Origin of the sequence: Nonomuraea ferruginea, from assembly GCF_039540635.1 — a bacterium.
Classification (GTDB): domain Bacteria; phylum Actinomycetota; class Actinomycetes; order Streptosporangiales; family Streptosporangiaceae; genus Nonomuraea; species Nonomuraea ferruginea.
Map to the genome: position 1 here is coordinate 160,863 of NZ_BAABFD010000018.1, position 18,430 is coordinate 179,292.

General features: G+C 72.4%; 17 protein-coding genes. 2 read left to right on the plus strand and 15 right to left on the minus strand.

Annotated features, from left to right (window positions below):
* Positions 1-38 precede the first annotated feature (38 nt).
* Genes ABD999_RS31160 through ABD999_RS31190 form a run of 7 tightly spaced genes read right to left on the minus strand, consistent with a single transcriptional unit; the run spans position 39 to position 8,825 of the window.
* Positions 39-1,091 (minus strand): N-acetylmannosamine-6-phosphate 2-epimerase, encoded by a 1,053-nt coding sequence (locus tag ABD999_RS31160; RefSeq protein WP_271277739.1) that lies wholly within the window; start codon positions 1,089-1,091, stop codon positions 39-41.
* Positions 1,088-2,425 carry an ROK family protein gene (locus tag ABD999_RS31165; RefSeq protein ID WP_345483035.1) on the minus strand — a complete coding sequence of 446 codons (1,338 nt, stop codon included), beginning with the start codon at positions 2,423-2,425 and terminating at the stop codon, positions 1,088-1,090. Before ABD999_RS31165 ends, ABD999_RS31160 begins: the two co-directional genes overlap by 4 nt.
* Positions 2,422-3,351, minus strand: a complete 930-nt coding sequence (locus tag ABD999_RS31170) for a dihydrodipicolinate synthase family protein (protein ID WP_148029735.1) — start codon at positions 3,349-3,351, stop codon at positions 2,422-2,424. Before ABD999_RS31170 ends, ABD999_RS31165 begins: the two co-directional genes overlap by 4 nt.
* Entirely contained in the window at positions 3,348-4,328 is a 981-nt protein-coding gene (locus ABD999_RS31175) for an oligopeptide/dipeptide ABC transporter ATP-binding protein (RefSeq protein ID WP_148029734.1), read from the minus strand. Before ABD999_RS31175 ends, ABD999_RS31170 begins: the two co-directional genes overlap by 4 nt.
* Positions 4,325-6,265, minus strand: a complete 1,941-nt coding sequence (locus tag ABD999_RS31180) for a dipeptide/oligopeptide/nickel ABC transporter permease/ATP-binding protein (RefSeq protein ID WP_345483036.1) — start codon at positions 6,263-6,265, stop codon at positions 4,325-4,327. The genes ABD999_RS31175 and ABD999_RS31180 overlap by 4 nt, the downstream gene beginning before the upstream one ends.
* 1 nt (position 6,266) lies before the next feature.
* On the minus strand, positions 6,267-7,217 hold the full coding sequence (locus ABD999_RS31185; protein ID WP_148029732.1) for an ABC transporter permease: 951 nt from the start codon (positions 7,215-7,217) through the stop codon (positions 6,267-6,269).
* A 21-nt stretch (positions 7,218-7,238) separates the two neighbouring features.
* Positions 7,239-8,825: an ABC transporter substrate-binding protein gene (locus ABD999_RS31190; protein WP_271278012.1), complete on the minus strand. Its 1,587-nt coding sequence runs from the start codon at positions 8,823-8,825 to the stop codon at positions 7,239-7,241.
* Positions 8,826-8,960: 135 nt separating this feature from the next.
* Here ABD999_RS31190 and ABD999_RS31195 point away from each other — a divergent pair, with 135 nt between their 5' ends.
* Together ABD999_RS31195 and ABD999_RS31200 are read left to right on the plus strand one after the other, a co-directional pair.
* A complete protein-coding gene (locus ABD999_RS31195; protein WP_271278013.1) occupies positions 8,961-9,683 on the plus strand; it encodes a FadR/GntR family transcriptional regulator in 723 nt (240 codons plus the stop codon).
* 89 nt (positions 9,684-9,772) lie between these two features.
* Entirely contained in the window at positions 9,773-11,524 is a 1,752-nt protein-coding gene (locus ABD999_RS31200; RefSeq protein ID WP_271278014.1) for a sialidase family protein, read from the plus strand.
* 132 nt (positions 11,525-11,656) lie between these two features.
* Here ABD999_RS31200 and ABD999_RS31205 read toward each other — a convergent pair whose 3' ends face one another.
* The 8 genes from ABD999_RS31205 to ABD999_RS31240 are packed head-to-tail and all read right to left on the minus strand — an operon-like array spanning position 11,657 to position 18,387.
* Positions 11,657-12,667, minus strand: a complete 1,011-nt coding sequence (locus ABD999_RS31205; protein WP_271278015.1) for an FUSC family protein — start codon at positions 12,665-12,667, stop codon at positions 11,657-11,659.
* Entirely contained in the window at positions 12,607-13,548 is a 942-nt protein-coding gene (locus ABD999_RS31210) for an urease accessory protein UreD (RefSeq protein ID WP_271278016.1), read from the minus strand. Before ABD999_RS31210 ends, ABD999_RS31205 begins: the two co-directional genes overlap by 61 nt.
* Complete coding sequence (gene ureG, locus ABD999_RS31215) at positions 13,530-14,204, minus strand: urease accessory protein UreG (RefSeq protein ID WP_219543884.1); 675 nt, start codon at positions 14,202-14,204, stop codon at positions 13,530-13,532. Before ureG ends, ABD999_RS31210 begins: the two co-directional genes overlap by 19 nt.
* Positions 14,205-14,217: 13 nt before the next feature.
* Entirely contained in the window at positions 14,218-14,889 is a 672-nt protein-coding gene (locus tag ABD999_RS31220; RefSeq protein WP_271278017.1) for an urease accessory protein UreF, read from the minus strand.
* A complete protein-coding gene (gene ureC / locus ABD999_RS31225) occupies positions 14,886-16,610 on the minus strand; it encodes an urease subunit alpha (protein WP_271278018.1) in 1,725 nt (574 codons plus the stop codon). Before ureC ends, ABD999_RS31220 begins: the two co-directional genes overlap by 4 nt.
* Before the next feature lie 3 nt (positions 16,611-16,613).
* Positions 16,614-17,114, minus strand: a complete 501-nt coding sequence (locus ABD999_RS44015; RefSeq protein ID WP_219543881.1) for an urease subunit beta — start codon at positions 17,112-17,114, stop codon at positions 16,614-16,616.
* Between the two features lie 31 nt (positions 17,115-17,145).
* Positions 17,146-17,451 carry an urease subunit gamma gene (locus tag ABD999_RS31235; protein ID WP_219543880.1) on the minus strand — a complete coding sequence of 102 codons (306 nt, stop codon included), beginning with the start codon at positions 17,449-17,451 and terminating at the stop codon, positions 17,146-17,148.
* Positions 17,452-17,460: 9 nt separating this feature from the next.
* Positions 17,461-18,387: an urea transporter gene (locus ABD999_RS31240; RefSeq protein ID WP_271278019.1), complete on the minus strand. Its 927-nt coding sequence runs from the start codon at positions 18,385-18,387 to the stop codon at positions 17,461-17,463.
* Positions 18,388-18,430 lie beyond the last annotated feature (43 nt).

The window sequence follows — 18,430 nt, forward strand, 5'->3', positions numbered from 1 at the left end:
CCGCGTGCCCGGGGACGATTCTGCCGGAACCGTGGCTGTCACGCCCCCGGCCTCGTCACTCTGTCGGCGAACCAGCGGGTGATGGTCGTCGGGTGGGTGATGGCGGTGCCGACGACCACGGCGTACGCGCCCGCCTCGACGGCTGCGGCGGCCTGCTCCGCCGTGTGGACCCGCCCCTCGGCGATCACCGGGACGGGCAGGTCGCGGGCGAGCCCGGCGACCAGTTCGAGGTCGGGGCCGGGTCCTGGGCGGGAGTACGCCGTGTACCCGGACAGGGTCGTCCCGACCACGTCCGCGCCTGCCTCGGCGGCGGCGATTCCTTCCTCGTACGTGGAGACGTCCGCCATCACCAGCCGGCCGGTACGCTCGTGCACGGCCTTGACGGTTTCGGCGAGCGTGCGGCCGTCGGGGCGTGGTCTGCAGGTGCCGTCCACGGCCACGATGTCCGCGCCGGTCGCGGCGACGGCGAGGGCGTGGTCGAGGGTCGGCGTGATGAAGACGTCTCCGTCGCCGTCCTTCCACAGACCGATGAGCGGCAGGTCCAGCGCCGCGCGGATCCGCCGCAGGTCCTCCAGCCCCTGCGCCCGGATCCCCGCCGCCCCGCCGGCGGCCACCGCCCGCGCCACCCGGCACATCGTGTCCGGGTCACGCATCGGCTCCCCGGGGTACGCCTGACACGACACCACCAGACGGCCCCGAATGGCGGCCAGCGCAGGGTGCTCAGCGGCCGACGTCATGATCCTCCTCGATTGGTGATCGCGCGAATCCTCGATGGTGGTCGCGCGAAGCGGGCCGATCACTCGCGCGTCCAGTACGGTTCCAAGCGCCCAGCGGGCCAGCGCACGGCGGGCCAGCGCGAAACGGGCCGACGCGAAACGGCCCACGCGAAGCGGACCGACGCAAGGCGGGACCGGCGCGAAGCGGGGCGGCGCGAAGCGGGCCGACGCGAAGCGGACCGACGCGAAGCGGACCGACGCGAAGCGGACCGACGCGAAGCGGACCGACGCGAAGCGGACCGACGCGAAGCGGGCCGGCGCGAAGCGGGGCGGCGCGAAGCGGGGCGGCGCGAAGCGGAAAGTGGTGTCGGTCATGGGGACGCTTCCAGGGCCATGCGGGCGGCGCCGAGCAGGGCGGCGGCGCCGGCGAGGGCGGCGGGTTCGACCGGGACGTCTCGCAGTGCGGGCAGCACCTCTGCGGCGATGGCGGCGCGCAGCGGTCGCCACCACGGTTCGCCGCATCCGGCGACGCCTCCCCCGATGACCACGATCTCGGGGTCGATGACGTTCATCAGCCCGCCGATGAGCGAGCCGAGCGCGGCCCCGCCCTCGGCCAGGACATCCGCGGCTAGAGGATCCCCGGCCGCAGCCAACCGAGCCACCCCGGCGAGGTCCGCAGCGTCCGTACCGCCCCGGCGACGGTACTCACCAATCAGGGCGGGGCCGGACGCGACCGCCTCCACATGCCCCTGCCCGCCGCACGGGCACGGCCTCCCGGCCGCCGCCGCCACCGGCACGTGGCCCGCGTGCCCGGCCACAGCGTGCGCCCCGTGCCGGACCCGCCCACCGAGCATGACCGAGGCGCCGACGCCAGTGCCGACCGCGACCAGCAGGACGTCCTCCCGGCCGGCGGCGGCACCGCGCCACTGCTCGCCGAGGGCGTGCGCGTGCACGTCGTTGCCGACCACCACCGGCACCCCGAGCCTGCGCGACAGCTCGCCACGCAGATCGGTCCCCGCCCATCCAGCCAGCGCCCCAGTCGCCGAGACCACCACACCACGCCCCGGATCGACCACCCCAGCACTACCGACACCGACCGCGGTCACAATCCCCCGGCCACCGAGACCCCCGACACCAGCCGGATCCACGGTCCCATCGCGGAGGTCACGCCCGACCTCCGCGCTACCACCCGCCCCCACGGACCCACGTCCGTCACGGACGCCGCGACCGACCTCCGCACCACCGGCGGCTTCCACGGCCCCCTGCCGGTCATGGAGGTCGCGACCGACCTCCGCACTACCCGACTCCACGGCCCCCCGCCCTTCACGGAGGTCACGACCGGCCTCCGCAGGCGGCCCCACCGATCTCCGCCCATCGCGAAGGTCACGACCGAACTCCGCACTACCAGCCGGCCTCACGGACCCACGCCCATCACGGAGGCCTCCACCGAACTCCGCACCACCGTCCGAGCCCACGGACCCCCGGCCATCGCGGAGGTCACGACCGACCTCCGCACCACCGGCCGCGATCACAACCCCCCGGCTCTCGGTGAGGGTGTGGATGAGGGCGGTGGCGGTGGTGAGGATGGCGTCGGGGCCTTCGGTGGCGGGGGTGGGGCGGGTGGCCGTGGCCAGGAGGGTGCCGGAGTGGTCGACCAGGGCGGCGGCGATCTTCGTGCCGCCGATGTCCACGCCGACGACGAGGCTCACAGCAGCCCGGCCTCCTCCAGATGGGCGGCGACGGCGCGGCCCTCGTCGGCGGTCAGCTCGCGCATCGGCGCGGCGACGGCCGCGTGGCCGATGACCCCGCGCAGGGCCAGCGCGGTCTTGAACGCCCCGACGCCCCGCGTGCTGCCGCCGGCGGTGGCAGGGGAGGCCGCCTCGACGATGCGGAACAGCCGGGTCAGGCGGTCCTGCTCGGCCTTGGCGTCGGCCCAGCGCCCGTCGGCGCAGGCACGCAGCAGCCGTACGTAACCGTGCGGGTCGACGTTGGCCAGGCCGGGCACGGCGCCGTCGGCCCCGGCGAGCATCATCGCGTCGACCACGACCTCGTGCCCGGTCAGCGCCGAGAACCCGGCGAGCCCGGCGGCCCGCAGGACCACCTGGCGGAATCCCACGTCGTCGCCGCTGGAGTCCTTGAGCCCGTCGACGACCCCGTCCGCGGCCAGGGAGAGCACCAGGTCGGCGGTGAGCTTGGTGTGCACCGACACCGGCACGTCGTAGGCCAGGAGCGGCAGGTCCACGGCGGCCCTGACGGCGCGGAAGTGCCGGTCGACCTCGACGGGATGGATGCGGGCGTAGAACGGCGCGGTCACCACGACGGCGTCCGCGCCGAGCTTCCTGGCGATCTCCGCCCGCTCGATCACGCGGCCGGTCGTCGTCTCGATGCAGCCGGCGAGCACGGGCACCCGGCCGGCGGCCGCCCGCACCACGACCTCCAGCGCCTTGTCCCGCCGGGCGTCGGTGAGGAAGACCGCCTCACCGGAGCTGCCGAGGGCGAACAGGCCGCTGACGCCCGCCTCGATCAGGAACTCGACCAGCCGCTCCAGTGACGCGGCGTCGATCTCGCCGTCCGGCGTCAGAGGGGTGACGACCGGCGGGATGACGCCGCTGAAGCGGGGCTTGCGGGGGCTCAAAGAAGGCTCCTTACGGGCGATTCGGGGTGGACGCAGTGCCAGAAGTGCGCCTCCGCCTGAGTGGCGGGCGGGAACTCCTGCGCGCACGCCTCGGTGGCCTTCCAGCAGCGGGTGCGGAACGGGCAACCGGACGGCGGGTGGGTGGCGGACGGGACCGGGCCGGTGAGCACGATCCGTTCGGTGTCGTCGAGCAGGCTGGGCGTGGCCGAGAACAGGGCCCGCGTGTACGGGTGGCGCGCCCGGCCGGCCACGTCGGCGACCGGCCCCTCCTCGACCACGCGGCCGAGGTACATGACCGCGATCCGGTCGGCGAGGTAGCGGACCGTCTGGATGTCGTGGGAGATGAACACCAGGCCGAGCCCCAGGCTCGTGCGCAGGTCGAGCAGGAGGTTGAGCACCTGGGCGCGGACGGAGACGTCCAGCGCGCTGGTGGGCTCGTCGGCGACGATCACGTCGGGTTCGAGTGTCAGGGCACGCGCCACGGCGACCCGCTGGCGCTGGCCGCCGGAGAGCTGGCCGGGCAGCGCCTCGGCGACGTGGCCGGGCAGCCCGACGAGGTCGAGCAGGTCGCGCACGCGTTCCTCGCGCTGCTTCGGCGTGCCGCGCCGGTGCACGTCGAGGGGGTCGCGCAGGATGCGGCGCACGGACAGGCGGGGGTTCAGCGCGGTGGAGGCGTCCTGGAACACCATGGCCACGGCGGCCCCGAAGTCCCGCCGGCGGCGCCGTACCGGCAGCGTCCACAGGTCCTCGCCGCGGAAGCGCACCGTGCCCGAGGTGGGCGCCTGGAGGCCGACCACCACCTTGGCGAGGGTGGACTTGCCGCATCCCGACTCGCCGACCACGCCGAGGATCTCGCCCCGGCCGACGGAGACGGTGGCGTCGGTGAGTGCGTGCACCTTGTCGCGGCGCACCAGGCCGCCGCTGCGCGCGGTGTGCACCACGTGCACGTGTTCCAGGCTGACGACTGGTTCGTTCACCGTTGTCCCCCTCCGGGGTGGAAGCAGGCCCGCGCGTGGTCGTGCGGTTCGCCGGCCAGCGGCGGCGGAGCGGTGCGGCAGGTCGCGGCCGCGGCCGCGCACCGGCCCGCGAAGCGGCAGCCGGGCCCGAAGTCGCGGGGCGCGGGCACCACGCCGGGCACCTGGTGCAGCCGCTTGGCCCCGCTCTCCAGGGAGAGCACCGAGCCCAGCAGGCCCCGGGCGTAGCGGTGCTCGGCACCGGACAGGAGCGAGCCGGTCGTGCCGATCTCGGCGAGCTGGCCGGCGTACATCACGGCGATCCGGTGCACGAGCTGACCGACCAGGCCGAGGTCGTGCGAGACGAGCAGCATCGCGAAGCCGAGCTCGTCCCGCAGCTCGACCAGCAGCTCCACCACCTGCGCCTGCACGGTCACGTCGAGCGCCGTGGTGGGCTCGTCGGCGACCAGCAGCCGCGGGCCGCGGGACAGGGCCATCGCGATCAGCACGCGCTGGCGCTGGCCGCCGGACAGCTCGTGCGGGTAGCTGCGCCGGGTGCGCGCCGGGTCCAGGCCCACGAGTTCGAGGAGCTGCTCCGGCGTACGGGTGCCGCCCCGCTTGGTGAGCTGGCGCAGCTGAGTGCCCACGAGGACCGACGGGTTCAGCGACGACATGGCGTCCTGGTAGACCATGGCGATCTCCGGGCCGGAGATCGCCCGCCGTTCGCCTGGCGGCAGGTGCAGGATGTCGCGGCCGTCGTAGACGATCCGGCCGCTCACCTGCGCGGCGCGGGGCAGCAGACCCATGATCGCCAGGCTGGTCAGGCTCTTGCCGCAGCCGGACTCGCCCACCAGCCCGAGCGTCTCGCCCACCCGTACGTCGAAGGAGAGCGACTGGACGACCGGGACGTCCCCGTATCGCTGCGGGAAGCGGATGGTCAGGTCCTCGACCGACAGCAGCGGCGCGGCCCCGGGCGGCAGCGGCGGGACGCGCGGCGGGCGCTCGCCCGCCACGACGGCGAGCCTGGCGAGCGCGTCCCCGGTCTCGGTGCTCTCCTCGGCGGGTACGGCCGCCGAGGAGACGTCGTCGGCCGGTGCGGCGGCGCGCCGGGCGGAGCGGGGCGCGGCCCACGCGTCGGTGAGCCCTTCGGCGAGCAGGTTTAGCGCGAGCACCGTGACCAGGATCGCCAGGCCGGGAAAGAACGTGGCCCACCAGCCGCCGGCCAGGACGAGCTGCCTGCCGTAGGCCAGCACGTTGCCCCAGCTCGGCGCCGGGTCCTGGATGCCCGCGCCGATGAACGACAGGCTGGCCTCGAAGATGATCGCGTCGGCCACCAGCACGGTGGCGAACACCATGATGGGCGCGGCGCAGTTGACGGCGACGTGCCTGACCAGGATGTGCGGCCTGGTGGCGCCGATGACCTTCTCGGCGGCGACGTAGTCCTCGCCGTACTGCGCCAGGACGTTGGCCCGCACCACCCGCGTCAGCTGCGGCACGTACAGGAAGGCGATCGTGCCGATCAGGACCGGGAGGTGGCGGCCGAAGACCGCCACCAGCACCGCGGCGAGCGCGATGCCGGGGAAGGCCATGACCACGTCGAGGACGCGCATGATGCCCTCGCTGACGGCCTTGCGCGAGGTGGCCGCGAGGCTGCCCAGCACCGCGCCGGCGGCGACGGCGAGCGCGGTGGCGCCCAGGCCGATGAGGAGGGAGGACTGCGCGCCGTGCGCGATCCTGGCGAAGACGTCACGCCCGGCCCTGTCGGTGCCGAGCCAGTGGTCGGCGCCGGGCGGGACGGCGGGCGTGCCGGTCGCGAGCGGATCTCCGGCGAAGAGCGGCGCCAGCACGGCGAAGAGCGCGATCGCCACGAGCACGGCGAGGGAGACGACGGCGACCGGGGAGAGGCGCGCGAAGCGGATGCCGGGGTCGGAGAGCCGGGCGGTCAGGCCTGATCTGAGCATCTCACACCGCCCTGATCCGCGGGTTGACGAGCAGGTAGAGCAGATCGACGACGAGGTTCACGAGGAGGAACGCCACCGCGATCGTCAGCACCGCGCCCTGCACCAGGGCCACGTCGCCGTTCGTGACGCCTTCGAGGATGAGCTTGCCCATGCCGGGCAGGTCGAAGATCGTCTCGATGACCACGGCGCCGCTCAGCAGGTAGCCGACCCGCAGGCCGAGCACGGTGAGCGGGGTGATGAGCGCGTTGCGCAGCGCGCCGCGTACGACGATCGCGCGGGGCAGGCCGTTGCCGGTGGCGGTGCGGACGTAGTCCTTGTCCAGTTCCTCCACCATCGAGGTGCGCACCAGGCGCGACAGCGAGGCCGCCGCCGGGACGGCGATCGCGATCGAGGGCAGGGCCAGCGACAGGAGCCAGCCGGTGACGGAGTCGGCCGGGTTGACGTAACCGCCGGTCGGGAAGATCGGAACGCCGAGCGCGAACTCCTGGATGAGCAGGATGCCCAGCCAGAAGGAGGGCATCGCCACCCCCGCGATGGACAGCACGCGGGTCACCTGGTCGGGCCACCGGTCGCGGTGGAGCGCGCCGGTGACCCCGAAGGCCAGGGCGCCGGCCACGGCGAGCACCAGGCCCAGCACGGTGAGCTGGATCGTGAGCGGGAAGGCCGTGACGACCCGGTCGATCACCGGGGTCGCCGGCGGGGCGGTGTAGCCCAGGTCGCCCTGCGCCAGCTGCCCCAGGAACCGGACGTAACGCAGCGGGAGGGGGTCGTCCAGCCCGTGCTCCGCCCTGTAGGCGGCGCGCGCCTCCGGGCTCGCGCCGTCGCCGAGTGCGTTGTACGCGGGATCGTTGGGCGAGAACTGGAGGACCACGAAGACCAGCAGCGTGACGCCCAGCAGCATGGGCGGCAGGATCACCAGCCGTCTCACGGTCAGCCGTAGGAGTGCGAACATGGCGCTTTCTCGTCGGGGCGGTCAGACGCGGGCGACGTCGAGGAAGGATAGGCCCGTGGTCGGGATGGGCTGGAAGCCGGTGAGCGCCTTCTCGTCCCAGGCGGTGGGCAGCTTGCGGTGCAGGATCGGGTAGAGCGGCACCTCCTCGGCGACGAGGTCGACGGCCTGGCCCCACAGCTTCTTCTGCTCGGCGGCGTCGTCGGTCCGCACCGCGGCGTCGAGCAGCTCCAGCATCTTCTTCGCCTCGGCGGTCTGGCTCCAGCGGTAGCGGTTCTCCGGCCAGATGCCGTCGTAGAACCAGCGCAGCAGCAGGTCCATGTCGTTGCCGAAGACCGAGGGGTCGCCCGGCGCCACCAGGACCTGGAACGCGCCGGGGTCGATCTTGTTGGTGTACTGCCCGCCCGACTGGCCGATGTCGAGCGTGGTGGTCACGCCGACGGCGTCCCAGGACTCCTTGATGATCGGGACGATGTCCTTCACCCAGCCGGTGTCGGTGGTGACCATGGTGACCTGGAGGTTGTCGACCCCGGCCGCTTTGAGCAGCTCCTTGGCCTTGCCGGGGTCGTAGCCGTAGACGGTGGCCGCCTCGGCGTACGCCGGGTGCGACTCCTGGACGTAACCGGTCGCCGCGGCGGCGTTGCCCAGCATGCCCGTCCGGATGACCTTGTCCTTGTCGATCGCGTAGTGCAGCGCCTGGCGCACCCGCTTGTCGTCGAAGGGCTTCTCGGCGCAGTTGAACATGAGGAAGAGCAGGCCGAAGGACTGCACCGCCTCCAGCTTGTGCTTCTGGCCGACCTTCTCGGCGTCGAGGTACGGCACGTCCTCGATCGCCGCGACCCGGCCGGACTCCAGCGCGGTCACGCGGGCGGACGGGTCGGACAGCAGCCGCCACGTCATGTTCTTGACCTTCGCGGGGCGCGGGCCGTTGTACTCGTCCCACCGCTCGAAGACGATCTTGTCTTCCTTGGTCGCCTCGATCAGGCGGTACGGGCCCGAGCCCACGGGCTTGGCGTCGAAGGCGGCCTTGTCCTTCTCCACGATCGCCTTCGGCACGATCTTGACGACCGCGAGCCGCTCCTTGAGCAGGGGGAAGGCATGCTTGAGCTTGATCTCCGCCGCCGTGTCGCCGACCGCGGTGACGCTCTCCACGAACGGGATGAACTGCACCATGAGCGAGGCGTTGGCGGGGTCCATGACGCGCTCGAAGCTGAAGGCGACATCCCCAGCCGTCACCGGGGAGCCGTCGTGGAAGGTGGCGCCCTGGCGCAGGGCGACCTTGTACGTGGTGTCGTCGACCTTCTCCAGCTCTCCGGCGGCGAGCGCGGCGTACGGCTCGCGGGTCACCGGGTCGAGGTCGAACAGCGCCTCCAGGGTGTGCATGTTGGCCGCGACGGGCGTGGCGCCGGACGAGGTCATCGGGTCGAAGCCGGTCGACAGGGCGTACGAGATGCCGGCCTCGATGCTGTCGGCGGCGGCGGGCGCCGCGCTGCCGGTGGAGGCGGGGCCCGAGCACGCGGCGAGCGAGCCGGTGAACGCGGTGGCGGCGCTCATGGCCCCTACGAGCCGCAGGAAGCCGCGGCGGTTGACGGACGGGGCGGGATCGGGCATGGCTACCCCTCTCCTTTGATGGTGACCGTTTTGGGGGGTATCGTCACGGGCGGGCACAGGACACATGACGTCTGATGTCTGATGCCGATGCGGGGAATGTAGACGACCTTTGGACGAAAGGGCAAGATGTTGGCCGTGATCGAGCCCATCTCGCGACCGTCCCGCGGTACGCAACTGCGACAGCGAGAGGTGGCCGAGCGCATCAAGCAGTACATCCTGCACCACCGCCTGCGGCCCGGCGACGCGCTCCCCACCGAGGCGGAGCTGTGCGCGGCCATCGGCGCGAGCCGCTCCAGCGTGCGCGAGGCGATCAAGGCCCTCACCGCCCTCGACATCGTCGAGGTGCGCCACGGATACGGCACCTACGTCGGCACGCTGTCACTCGCCGCCCTGGTCGAGAGCCTGAGCTTCCGGGGGCTGCTCAGCCGGTCCGACGACTACCAGGTGCTCTCCGAGCTGGTCCAGGTCCGCCAGACCCTGGAGCAGGGGCTCGCCTCCGCGATCATCCCCGCCCTGGGCGAGGATCTGCGCGGCGAGCTGGAGAGACTCACCGACGAGATGGACGAGCGGGCGCGGGCGGGCGAGACGTTCATCGAGCAGGACCGCGAGTTCCACCTGCTCCTCATGAAACCTCTGGGCAACGAGCTGGTCACCCAGCTCACCGCCGCCTTCTGGGACGTGCACGCGATCGTCGCGCCCACGATGCCCACCACCCCCGAGTCGGTGCGCGAGACCGTCGCGGCGCACCGCGCGATCGTGCGGGCGGCCTCCGCCGAGGACCTCCAGGGGTTCGCGGAGGCGATCGCCGCCCACTACGCCCCGGTGCGGCGGCACCTGAGGGAAAATCGCGGGCATTGACGGCTCTCCACCCCGCGCTTACAGTACGGGACGTCTGATGTCTGATGCTCCTCGGCTCCAACCCCCCGAACCGAAGGAGCGATCGATCCGTGACGTCCCTGCCCAGAAGGCTCCTGCGCGGAGTCTTAGCCCTCGTCCTGTCCGTCGCCGCCGCGGCGGTCCTCGTCCCCGCCCCCGCCTTCGCGGCCGTCCCCGGCGTGTCGGCGACCGTCGGAGCGGACTGCCCGCTCAGCCGGCTCCAGCTCACCCTGGACAACAAGTCGGCCCAGACCCAGACGTACACCGTGACCTGGCCCGGCCGCTCCGGATCGCCGTGGACCCGCACGGTGCCCGCCGGAGGCAGCGCGCTGCTCCACTGGACGCTCGACCCCGGCACCCCGTACACCCTGCGCACCACCACCCCGACCGGCCACGACACCACGCAGAGCGGCAGGTTCCACTGCGGCGGCGGGATGTCCGCGCTCGTCGGCTTCGACTGCACGGAGAGCCGCCTCCAGCTCATCCTGGAGAACCGGACCACTGCGTCGAAGACGTTCACGGTCACCTGGCCGGGCCGGACCGGCTCGCCCTGGACGCGCACCGTCGCCGCGGGCGGTAACTACCTGCACTACTGGACGGTCCCGGCCGGCACGCCGTACACCCTGCGGACCACGGCGGAAGGCTTCGACGACACGCGTTCCGGCGTCGCGCGCTGCGGTATGGCCGCCGACGCGCCCCAGCTGAACTCGACCGCCGTGCTCCGCACCAGCACCACCATCAGAGGGCTCAACGGCCCCGATGGCCGCTACGACGGCACCGTCCGATCGGTGCGGATCCCCGGCATGGCCGTCACCGGGAACGGCACCGTCATCGCCGTGGCCGACGCGCGCGTCGACGGCTCCTACGACCTGGGCGGCGGCACCAACAACATCCAGATCGTGCTGATGCGCAGCACCGACCACGGCCTCACCTGGGAGCAGCCGCGCGTCATCCACCACGCCGCCACGACGGCCCAGGGCGTCGGGGACCCGAGCGTGCTCGTCGACCGCTCGACCGGAGAGGTCTTCGTCTTCTACACCTACTCGCCGCGGCCGGGGATCAGCTTCTGGTCGGGCGGGTCCGGCTCCAACGCCGCGAACGACCCCGACAGCCTGCACATCCAGTACGTCAAGAGCACCGACCACGGCCTCACCTGGAGCGCCCCGGTCGAGCTCAACCCGTCGGTGAAGGACCCGGGCTGGCGGCAGCTCTTCGCGTCGTCCGGGCACGGCATCCAGACCAGCTCCGGCCGGCTGATCCAGCCGATCGTCTACCGCGACGCCGCCGGGACCAGCCACGCCGCCAACATCTACAGCGACGACCACGGCCGGACCTGGCAGCGCGGCTCGTCGGCGAGCGGCAACGTCAACGAGAGCAAGGCCGTGGAGCGCAGCGGCGGCGCCGTGGCGCAGAACATGCGGCACAACGGCGTCCGCTCCCGCTTCCTGGCCACCTCGGCCGACGGCGGCCGGACCTTCGGCGCCGCCGCCGCCAGCCCGGTGCTGACCGATCCGCTGTGCAACGCCGACGAGCTGTCCTACCTCACCCCCGGGCAGCGCGGCTCGAACGGCGCGCCGATCCGCACCGCCACGGTCCTGTACAGCGGCAACGCCCACCCGACCGCCCGCAACGACCTGACCGTCCGGCTCTCCACCGACGACGGGACCACCTGGCCCGCCAGGGCGCTGGTCAAACCCGGCGCGGCGGGCTACTCGACCATGGCCGTGCTCGCCGACGGCCAGGTCGGCGTCCTCTACGAGATCGGCGACACCGGCGGCATCGTCTTCGCCCGGTTCACCCCCGCCTGGCTGAGGGCCGCCTGACCTGCCGAACACGGACCCGCCGGCCTGCGAACGGCCGGCGGGCCCCGGGGCCACCGGCGGTGGTAGCCGACCAGGGCGACCGCGGCCCGGGAGCGCCGGGCTCGTACAGGACCATGGCCGACCGGGACCGTGTCATGGGGGGTCGGGCCAGAGGTAGCGGACGGCCGCCAGTGCGGCCAGGCCGCCCGCGAGGTTCATGGCCAGCCGGGCGACGGACGCGGTCCACGGCTCCGGGTAGCTGAAGTCGGCCAGCAGCAGCACCGTGACCGGCATCCAGAACGACCAGTAGACGTAGTTGGCCGCCCGGTAGGCGTGCGCCAGCGTGCCGGCCGCGCCCACGCACAGGGCGGTGACCAGGGTGGACGGACGGCAGAGCAGGATCAGCGCCGCCAGCGCGCTGCCGGCCAGGCCGCCCAGCATCCGCTTGACGTAGCGGGAGCCGGTGGCTTCCGGTGTGGGCCGCAGGGTGACGAGGATCGCGGTGACCAGCCAGTGGCCCTCGGCGACGCGCAGCCCGAGCAGAACCGTGATCGACATGGAGACGGCGACCAGCACGCCGAGCCGGGCGGCGTGCCGGGCGCGGCGGGCGAGGCTCAGCTCGGACGGCGGGACCGTGGCCGACAGCCGGCCCAGGGGCAGGACGACGAGGGCCGCCCAGGCAGCCCCGGCGAGCTGGGCCAGGCCGGGCACGCCGATGCCGGGGTCGTCCATGATGGCCATGAGCAGGGCTCCGAGCGCGGCCGTGGTGCCCAGGAGCGGCCAGAAGCTCCCGGCGACGGCCGCCGCCGTCACGCCGGCCGCCAGCAGCCAGGGCTGCCCGGCGACGAGCCAGACGAACACGCCCGCCGCGGTGACCGCCGCCCCGCGCACGAGCATGACCAGGGACAGCGGCTGGGGCGCCGGGTACAGCATGAGCGTGGCCGCCAGCGTCACCGCCGCGCCCAGCGAGGTCCGGTGCAGCGCGGCCCCGGCGAGCAGCGGCACCACGATCAGCACGCCCGCCGCCAGCCCGGCCGGGAAGTCCGGCTTGCCTTGCGGCCGCAGCAGGTCCCACACCTGCTCGGCCCAGCGGCCGGCCGTGCTCAGGGTTTGCGCCTGTCGGGCGCCGGGGTTCCGGTGATCATCCGCCTGGCGACGTCCCACAGGCGTTCCAGCGCCGCGATGACCGGCGGGGACTCCGGCCCGAGCAGCCTCGCCCAGGCGCCGGCGCGGTTCGGCAGCGTGCTGGCCCCGCCCGTGAGCCCGCTGCCCGCCACCGCCCCGTGCAGCGCGTCGGCCAGCTCGGCGGCGTCCACCGCGGACGTGATCACGTACAGGGTGGACAGCACGCCGTGGCCGCCGAACATGGCCGGGCCGGTGACCGGCGCCCGTCCGGGGACGAGCCTGATCGGGTCGGCGAACAGCAGCTCGCCGTCCGGGCCGCACACCTCCAGGTCGCTGCAGCAGGCGTCGTAGGCGTGCCGTTCGCCCCTGGCCAGCCGCCCGGCCAGCATCGTCTCGCCGAGGATCACGGTGGCGGTGGGGTCGGCCGTCACCCTGATCCGCTGGTAGAAGCGCGAGCCGGTGAACGGGATGACCGGGTCCGGCAGGTACTCGACGTAGCCGCCCGGCCCCGCCGTGATGGTGACGAGCTGGCTGGCGTAGTCCTGCTCCATCCGGTAGATCTTCGTGGCGGCCTGCGTCGTCACGTGCGTCGACGCCCCGGCGCCGCAGGCGAGGTCGATCCGGTAGCGGTCGCCCTGCAGCACTCCCCCGCCCGTGGACATGACGATCACGTACGGCAGGTCAGGCCGGTCGGGGTCGTAGTAGAGCGGCCGCATGATCTGCAGCGGCGCCTTCTGGTAGTGGCCGGTCAGCTCCGACCGGCCGCCCCGCCGCTCGAAGGCCAGGTCGAGCACGCCGACCTTGCCCGGACTGCCGACCGGCAGCGTGTGCGGCACCTCGGCGTGCCGCGCCACGTCCTCCGGGATCGAGGTGATCGTGTAATGCGAGGCCGCCAGCCGGTCTACGCGCTCGGCGACCATACCGGCCTGCGGCTGGCGATGAAGTCCGCGACCTCCGCCACGCCCGTGCCCTCCAGCGAGTCGGTGAGGATCACCGGGCGCCCGTCACGGACCCGGCGGGCGTCGCGGGTCATCACCTCCAGGTCGGCGCGCACGTACGGAGCGATGTCGATCTTGTTGATGACGAGCAGGTCGGAGTCGGTGATGCCCGGCCCGCGCTTGCGCGGCATCTTGTCGCCCTCGCCGGTGTCCAGGACGAACACGTACACGTCGGCCAGGACCGGGCTGAAGGTGAGCGTGAGGTTGTCGCCGCCACTCTCGTACAGCAGCGTGTCGATGTCGCCGAAGCGGCGCAGCATCTCGGTCCCGGCGGCCAGGTTCATCGTGGGGTCGTCGCGGACGGCTGTGTGCGGGCAGGAGCCGGTCTCCACGCCCACGATGCGCGCCGGGTCGAGCACGCCGTCGAGGGTGCGCTTGACGTGGTCGGCGTCCTCCATGGTGTAGATGTCGTTGGTGATGACGCCGACGCTGTGTCCCCGCCCGATCAGGATGGGGACCAGCGCCTCGATCAGGGCCGTCTTGCCGGAGCCGACGGGCCCGCCGATGCCGACCTTGAGAACGCCTTCCAGCTCGCGGGGCGTGTCGTGGTCCAGGTGATGGTGGTGGTGGGTGTGCATGGCGTACCCCCTTTCAGGTGGTGAAGAGCCGGGCTTCCGCCCGCTCGTGGACGGCGCTCATGGCGTCCGCGACCGGGGTGGCGGCGTGCAGGTCGAGGGGGCCGCGGGCGGCCAGCGCGTGCGCGGCGGCCAGCCCGATCGCGCCCCCCGCGCCGTACAGCGTGGCCTGCGCCCGCCGGAAGTCGAGCCTGCCGAGCCGGACGGCGGCGCTGACCCAGCTCGCGGCGAACGCGTACAGGTCGCCGATCACCGCGTCGTCCACCGGGACGCCGAGCCCGGCGTAGGCGGCGCCCAGGACGACGGCGTGGTTGCCCGGCGTGGTCCCGGCCTCGACCAGCTCGGTGAGCCGGGCGAGCTCCGGGGTGGCGAAGACCAGGGTCGCGGTGCGGAGCACCTGGTTGCCGGTTCTGGTGGCGGCGGCGCGGATCTCCCGGTTGAGCTTGATCGCGTGCAGCCGCCGGTCCGTCTCCACGACCGCGTCCCAGTCGCCCGCCGTCACCGCCCGGTGGATGAGCACCAGGGCGGTGGCGTCGCCCGGCCCCGCCGCGTGCAGCAGCACGTCCTCCAGCAGCACGCCGACGTCGACCGGCCCGGCCTGCGTGTACGCCTCCAGCCCGTGGGAGAGCGTGTAGAGGCCGCCGGGAAAGGCCGAGTCGGTCAGCTGAAGCTGGGCGAGCAGGGTCATGCCAGGAAGAACAGGTGGTTGAGCGGCAGTTCCTGGGCCGGCGCGATGGTGGCGTGCTCGCCGTCGACGGTGACCTTGTACGTCTCCGGGTCCACGGTGATCGTGGGCAGCGCCGAGTTGCGCACCATGTGCCGCTTGTCGACGGTACGGGTGTGGCGGACCTTGGCGATCAGCCGTTGCAGGCCGAGGCGTTCCGCCACCCCGGCGGCGATGGCGGCGTCGGGCAGGAAGGTCACGTTGCTCTTGCGCTGCGCCATGCCCATCGCACCGAACATCGGCCGGAAGTAGACGGGCTGCGGCGTGGGCAGTGAGGCGTTCGGGTCCCCCATCCGCGACCAGTTGATCATCCCGCCCTTGACCACCATCGCGGGTTTGGCGCCGAAGGAGTGGAACGGCCAGAGCACGATGTCGGCCAGCTTGCCGTCCTCCAGCGAGCCGACCGTCTCGGCGATGCCGGTGGTCCTGGCCGGGTTGATGGTCAGCTTGGCCAGGTAGCGCAGCACCCGGAAGTTGTCGTTGCGCTCGGAGTCCTCCGGCAGCTTGCCGCGCTGGTCCTTGTTGTGGTGCGCGGTCTGGAAGGCCCGGGTGAAGGTCTCCCCGATCCGGCCCATCGCCTGGGAGTCGGAGGAGAACATGCTGATCACGCCCATGTCCTGGAGGACCGTCTCGGCGGCGATGGTCTCGGCCCGCACCCGGCTGTCGGCGAACGACACGTCCTCGGGGATGTCGTGGCTGAGGTGGTGGCAGACCATCACCATGTCGAGCAGCTCGTCCACCGAGTTGATCGTGTACGGCAGCGTCGGGTTCGTCGAGGACGGCAGCGCGTTGGCCTCGCCGGCGATGCGGATCAGGTCCGGCGCGTGTCCGCCGCCCGCGCCCTCGGTGTGGAAGGTGTGGATGGCGCGGCCGTTGATGGCGCTGATCGTGTCTTCCAGGTAGCCGGCCTCGTTGAGGCTGTCGGAGTGCAGCGCCACCTGGACGTCGTACTGGTCGGCCACCCGCAGCGCGCAGTCCACGACGGCCGGGGTGGAACCCCAGTCCTCGTGCACCTTGAGCACGCACGCCCCGGCCTCGATCTGCTCGACCAGCGAGGCGGGCAGGCTGGAGTTGCCCTTGGCCATGATGCCGATGTTCACCGGCAACGCCTCGACGGCCTGGAGCATCCGGCCGATGTTCCACGGGCCCGGCGTGCAGGTCGTGCCCCGGGTGCCGTCCGTGGGGCCGGTGCCGCCGCCGATCAGCGTGGTGATGCCGTTGGTGAGCGCGGCCTCGGCCTGCTGCGGCGAGATCAGGTGGACGTGCGGGTCGATGGCGCCCGGCGTGGCGATCATGTGCTCACCGGCCAGCACCTCCGTGCCCGCGCCGATGACCAGCCTGCGGTCCACGCCGTTCTGGGTGTGCGGGTTGCCGGCCTTGCCGATGCCGACGATCCTGCCGTCCTTGATGCCGATGTCGCCCTTGACGACGCCGAGGATCGGGTCGAGCACGACCGCGTTGGTGATCACCAGGTCGAGCGCGATGGTGGCGTTCTGGGAGAGCGGGTCCGCCGCCATGCCGTCGCGGGCGGTCTTGCCGCCGCCGTAGACGGCCTCGTCGCCGTAGTAGCCGGCCGTGTGGTCCTTCTCGATCTCGATCACCAGGTTGGTGTCGGCCAGCCGGACCCTGTCGCCCACCGTCGGGCCGAACATGGATCCGTACTGCTTGCGGCTCATCGTGGCCATGTGTCAGCCCTTCTTCCCGGCTTGCGGCTTCTTCCCTGCGGACGGCTTCTTGCCGGAGGGAGGCTTCTTCGCCGCCTTGCCGGCCCCGACCGGCTTGGCGGCGCCCTTCGGGCGGATCTCGGCCGACGGCTCCGGCTCGTCGGTGTAGCCGAGCTCGGCCAGCCGCCGCAGCGCGTGGGTCCGGGCGTCCCTGGCCTTGATGCCGCCGTTGAGCAGGCCGGCGAAGCCGACGATGCGCATCCCGCCGCCGTACTGGACCAGGTTGACCTGATGGGTGTCGCCCGGCTCGATGCGGACCGCGGTGCCCGCCGGGATGTCGAGGTGCATGCCGTACGCCTTCTCGCGGTCGAAGCTGAGCGCCCGGTTGGCCTCGAAGAAGTGGAAGTGCGACCCGACCTGGACGGCCCGGTCCCCGGTGTTGCGCACGGTGAGCGTGACCGTGGCCCGGCCGGTGTTGATCTCGATGGGGTCGTCGGCGTAGACGACCCTGTCCGTGTCCGTCATGACGAACCGGTCCCTTCTGGTCGGGCGGCGGTCAGCCGCCGATCGGGTCGTGGCAGGAAACGAGCTTGGAGCCGTCCTTGAACGACGCCTCGACCTGCATCAGCTTGAGCATTTCGCGCACTCCCGGCATGACGTCGCCGGCGCCGAGCACGTTCTTGCCGAGCTCCATGCACTCGGCGACGGTCTTGCCCTCGCGGGCCGCTTCCAGGACGGCGGCGCTGATCAGGGCCACCGCCTCGCTGTAGTTCAGCTTGAGACCGCGATCCCGCCGTTTGGCCGCCAGGTCGGCGACCACGTAGATCAACAGTTTGTCCATCTCGCGAGGGGCGAGGTTCATCAGCTCTCCTTAGGTAGGACTGCGCCGCAGGCCGGAGAACGCCGGCACTGCCGCCAGGAAGATCCAGGTGACGATGACGAAAGGCCAGGTCAGGGTGTGTCCGCCGACGGGCTTGAAGAAGTCGGTGACGAACGCCGTGAGCACGGTCGCCGCTACCGCCCCGGCCACCGCGTACAGCACGCCGAGCCGGGACAGGACGACGAACGTGCCGGTCAGGGCGATGCCGGTGAGCACCGCGTTGTAGCCGTACAGTCCGGCGCCGATGTCGGCGGCGGGCGCGCCGAGCACGATCGCCACCACGATGCCGACGGCGCTGGCGAGGAGCGCGGACAGCGCCACGAGCCGGCCGGCGAACGCCAGGCCGATCAGGAAGATGAGCCCGACGTACCACTTGCTCTGGAAGAACACCTGGCCGACCCCGTTGAACAGGCCCTGCCACAGGTCGGTGAACGTCAGCTCGCGCCCGGGGTAGGCGGCCGACGGCGGCGCCGCCATGCTGCGTCCCCTCCAGATCCGCTCGAAGGCCGGGGCCCCGACCACCATGATGGTGGTGACCGCGCAGAACGGCGCGGTGAAGGTCGGCAGGTTGTACGGGCCGAGCAGCGCGACGAGCGCCGAGGTCAGCACGCTTCCCATGATGGCGCCGATGATCACCAGCAGCACGGTCACCCAGCGGACGTCGAAGTACAGCACCAGCGCGACGCCGATCAGCGTCCCGTTGAAGCCCTCCAGCCCGCCGGTCACCCGATCGGACGAAACGCCGAGCACCACGGCGGTGAGCGTGGCGACGGCGGCGCCGAGCAGGCCGAAGACCCCGAACTGCCAGCCGCCGACGAACAGCGCGACGATGAAGCACAGAGCCGTCCGGTAGTCGACCTGGAAATCGACCTGGCTGACACCGCGGACTATCGCGGGCGGCAGCTCGGAAGCCTTCACATTCAACGCCCGCCCCTGTCTCTCCGGTGCCGATGATTCAACG

Coding starts and splice junctions, on each gene's coding strand:
- ABD999_RS31160 (WP_271277739.1), bottom strand. CDS start 1,091: ATGACCGACACCACTTTCCGCTTCGCGCCGCCCCGCTTCGCGCCGCCC.
- ABD999_RS31180 (WP_345483036.1), bottom strand. CDS start 6,265: ATGCTCAGATCAGGCCTGACCGCCCGGCTCTCCGACCCCGGCATCCGC.
- ABD999_RS31185 (WP_148029732.1), bottom strand. CDS start 7,217: ATGTTCGCACTCCTACGGCTGACCGTGAGACGGCTGGTGATCCTGCCG.
- ABD999_RS31190 (WP_271278012.1), bottom strand. CDS start 8,825: ATGCCCGATCCCGCCCCGTCCGTCAACCGCCGCGGCTTCCTGCGGCTC.
- ABD999_RS31210 (WP_271278016.1), bottom strand. CDS start 13,548: ATGGTCGCCGAGCGCGTAGACCGGCTGGCGGCCTCGCATTACACGATC.
- ureG (WP_219543884.1), bottom strand. CDS start 14,204: ATGCACACCCACCACCACCATCACCTGGACCACGACACGCCCCGCGAG.
- ABD999_RS31220 (WP_271278017.1), bottom strand. CDS start 14,889: ATGACCCTGCTCGCCCAGCTTCAGCTGACCGACTCGGCCTTTCCCGGC.
- ureC (WP_271278018.1), bottom strand. CDS start 16,610: ATGGCCACGATGAGCCGCAAGCAGTACGGATCCATGTTCGGCCCGACG.
- ABD999_RS44015 (WP_219543881.1), bottom strand. CDS start 17,114: ATGACGGACACGGACAGGGTCGTCTACGCCGACGACCCCATCGAGATC.
- ABD999_RS31235 (WP_219543880.1), bottom strand. CDS start 17,451: ATGAACCTCGCCCCTCGCGAGATGGACAAACTGTTGATCTACGTGGTC.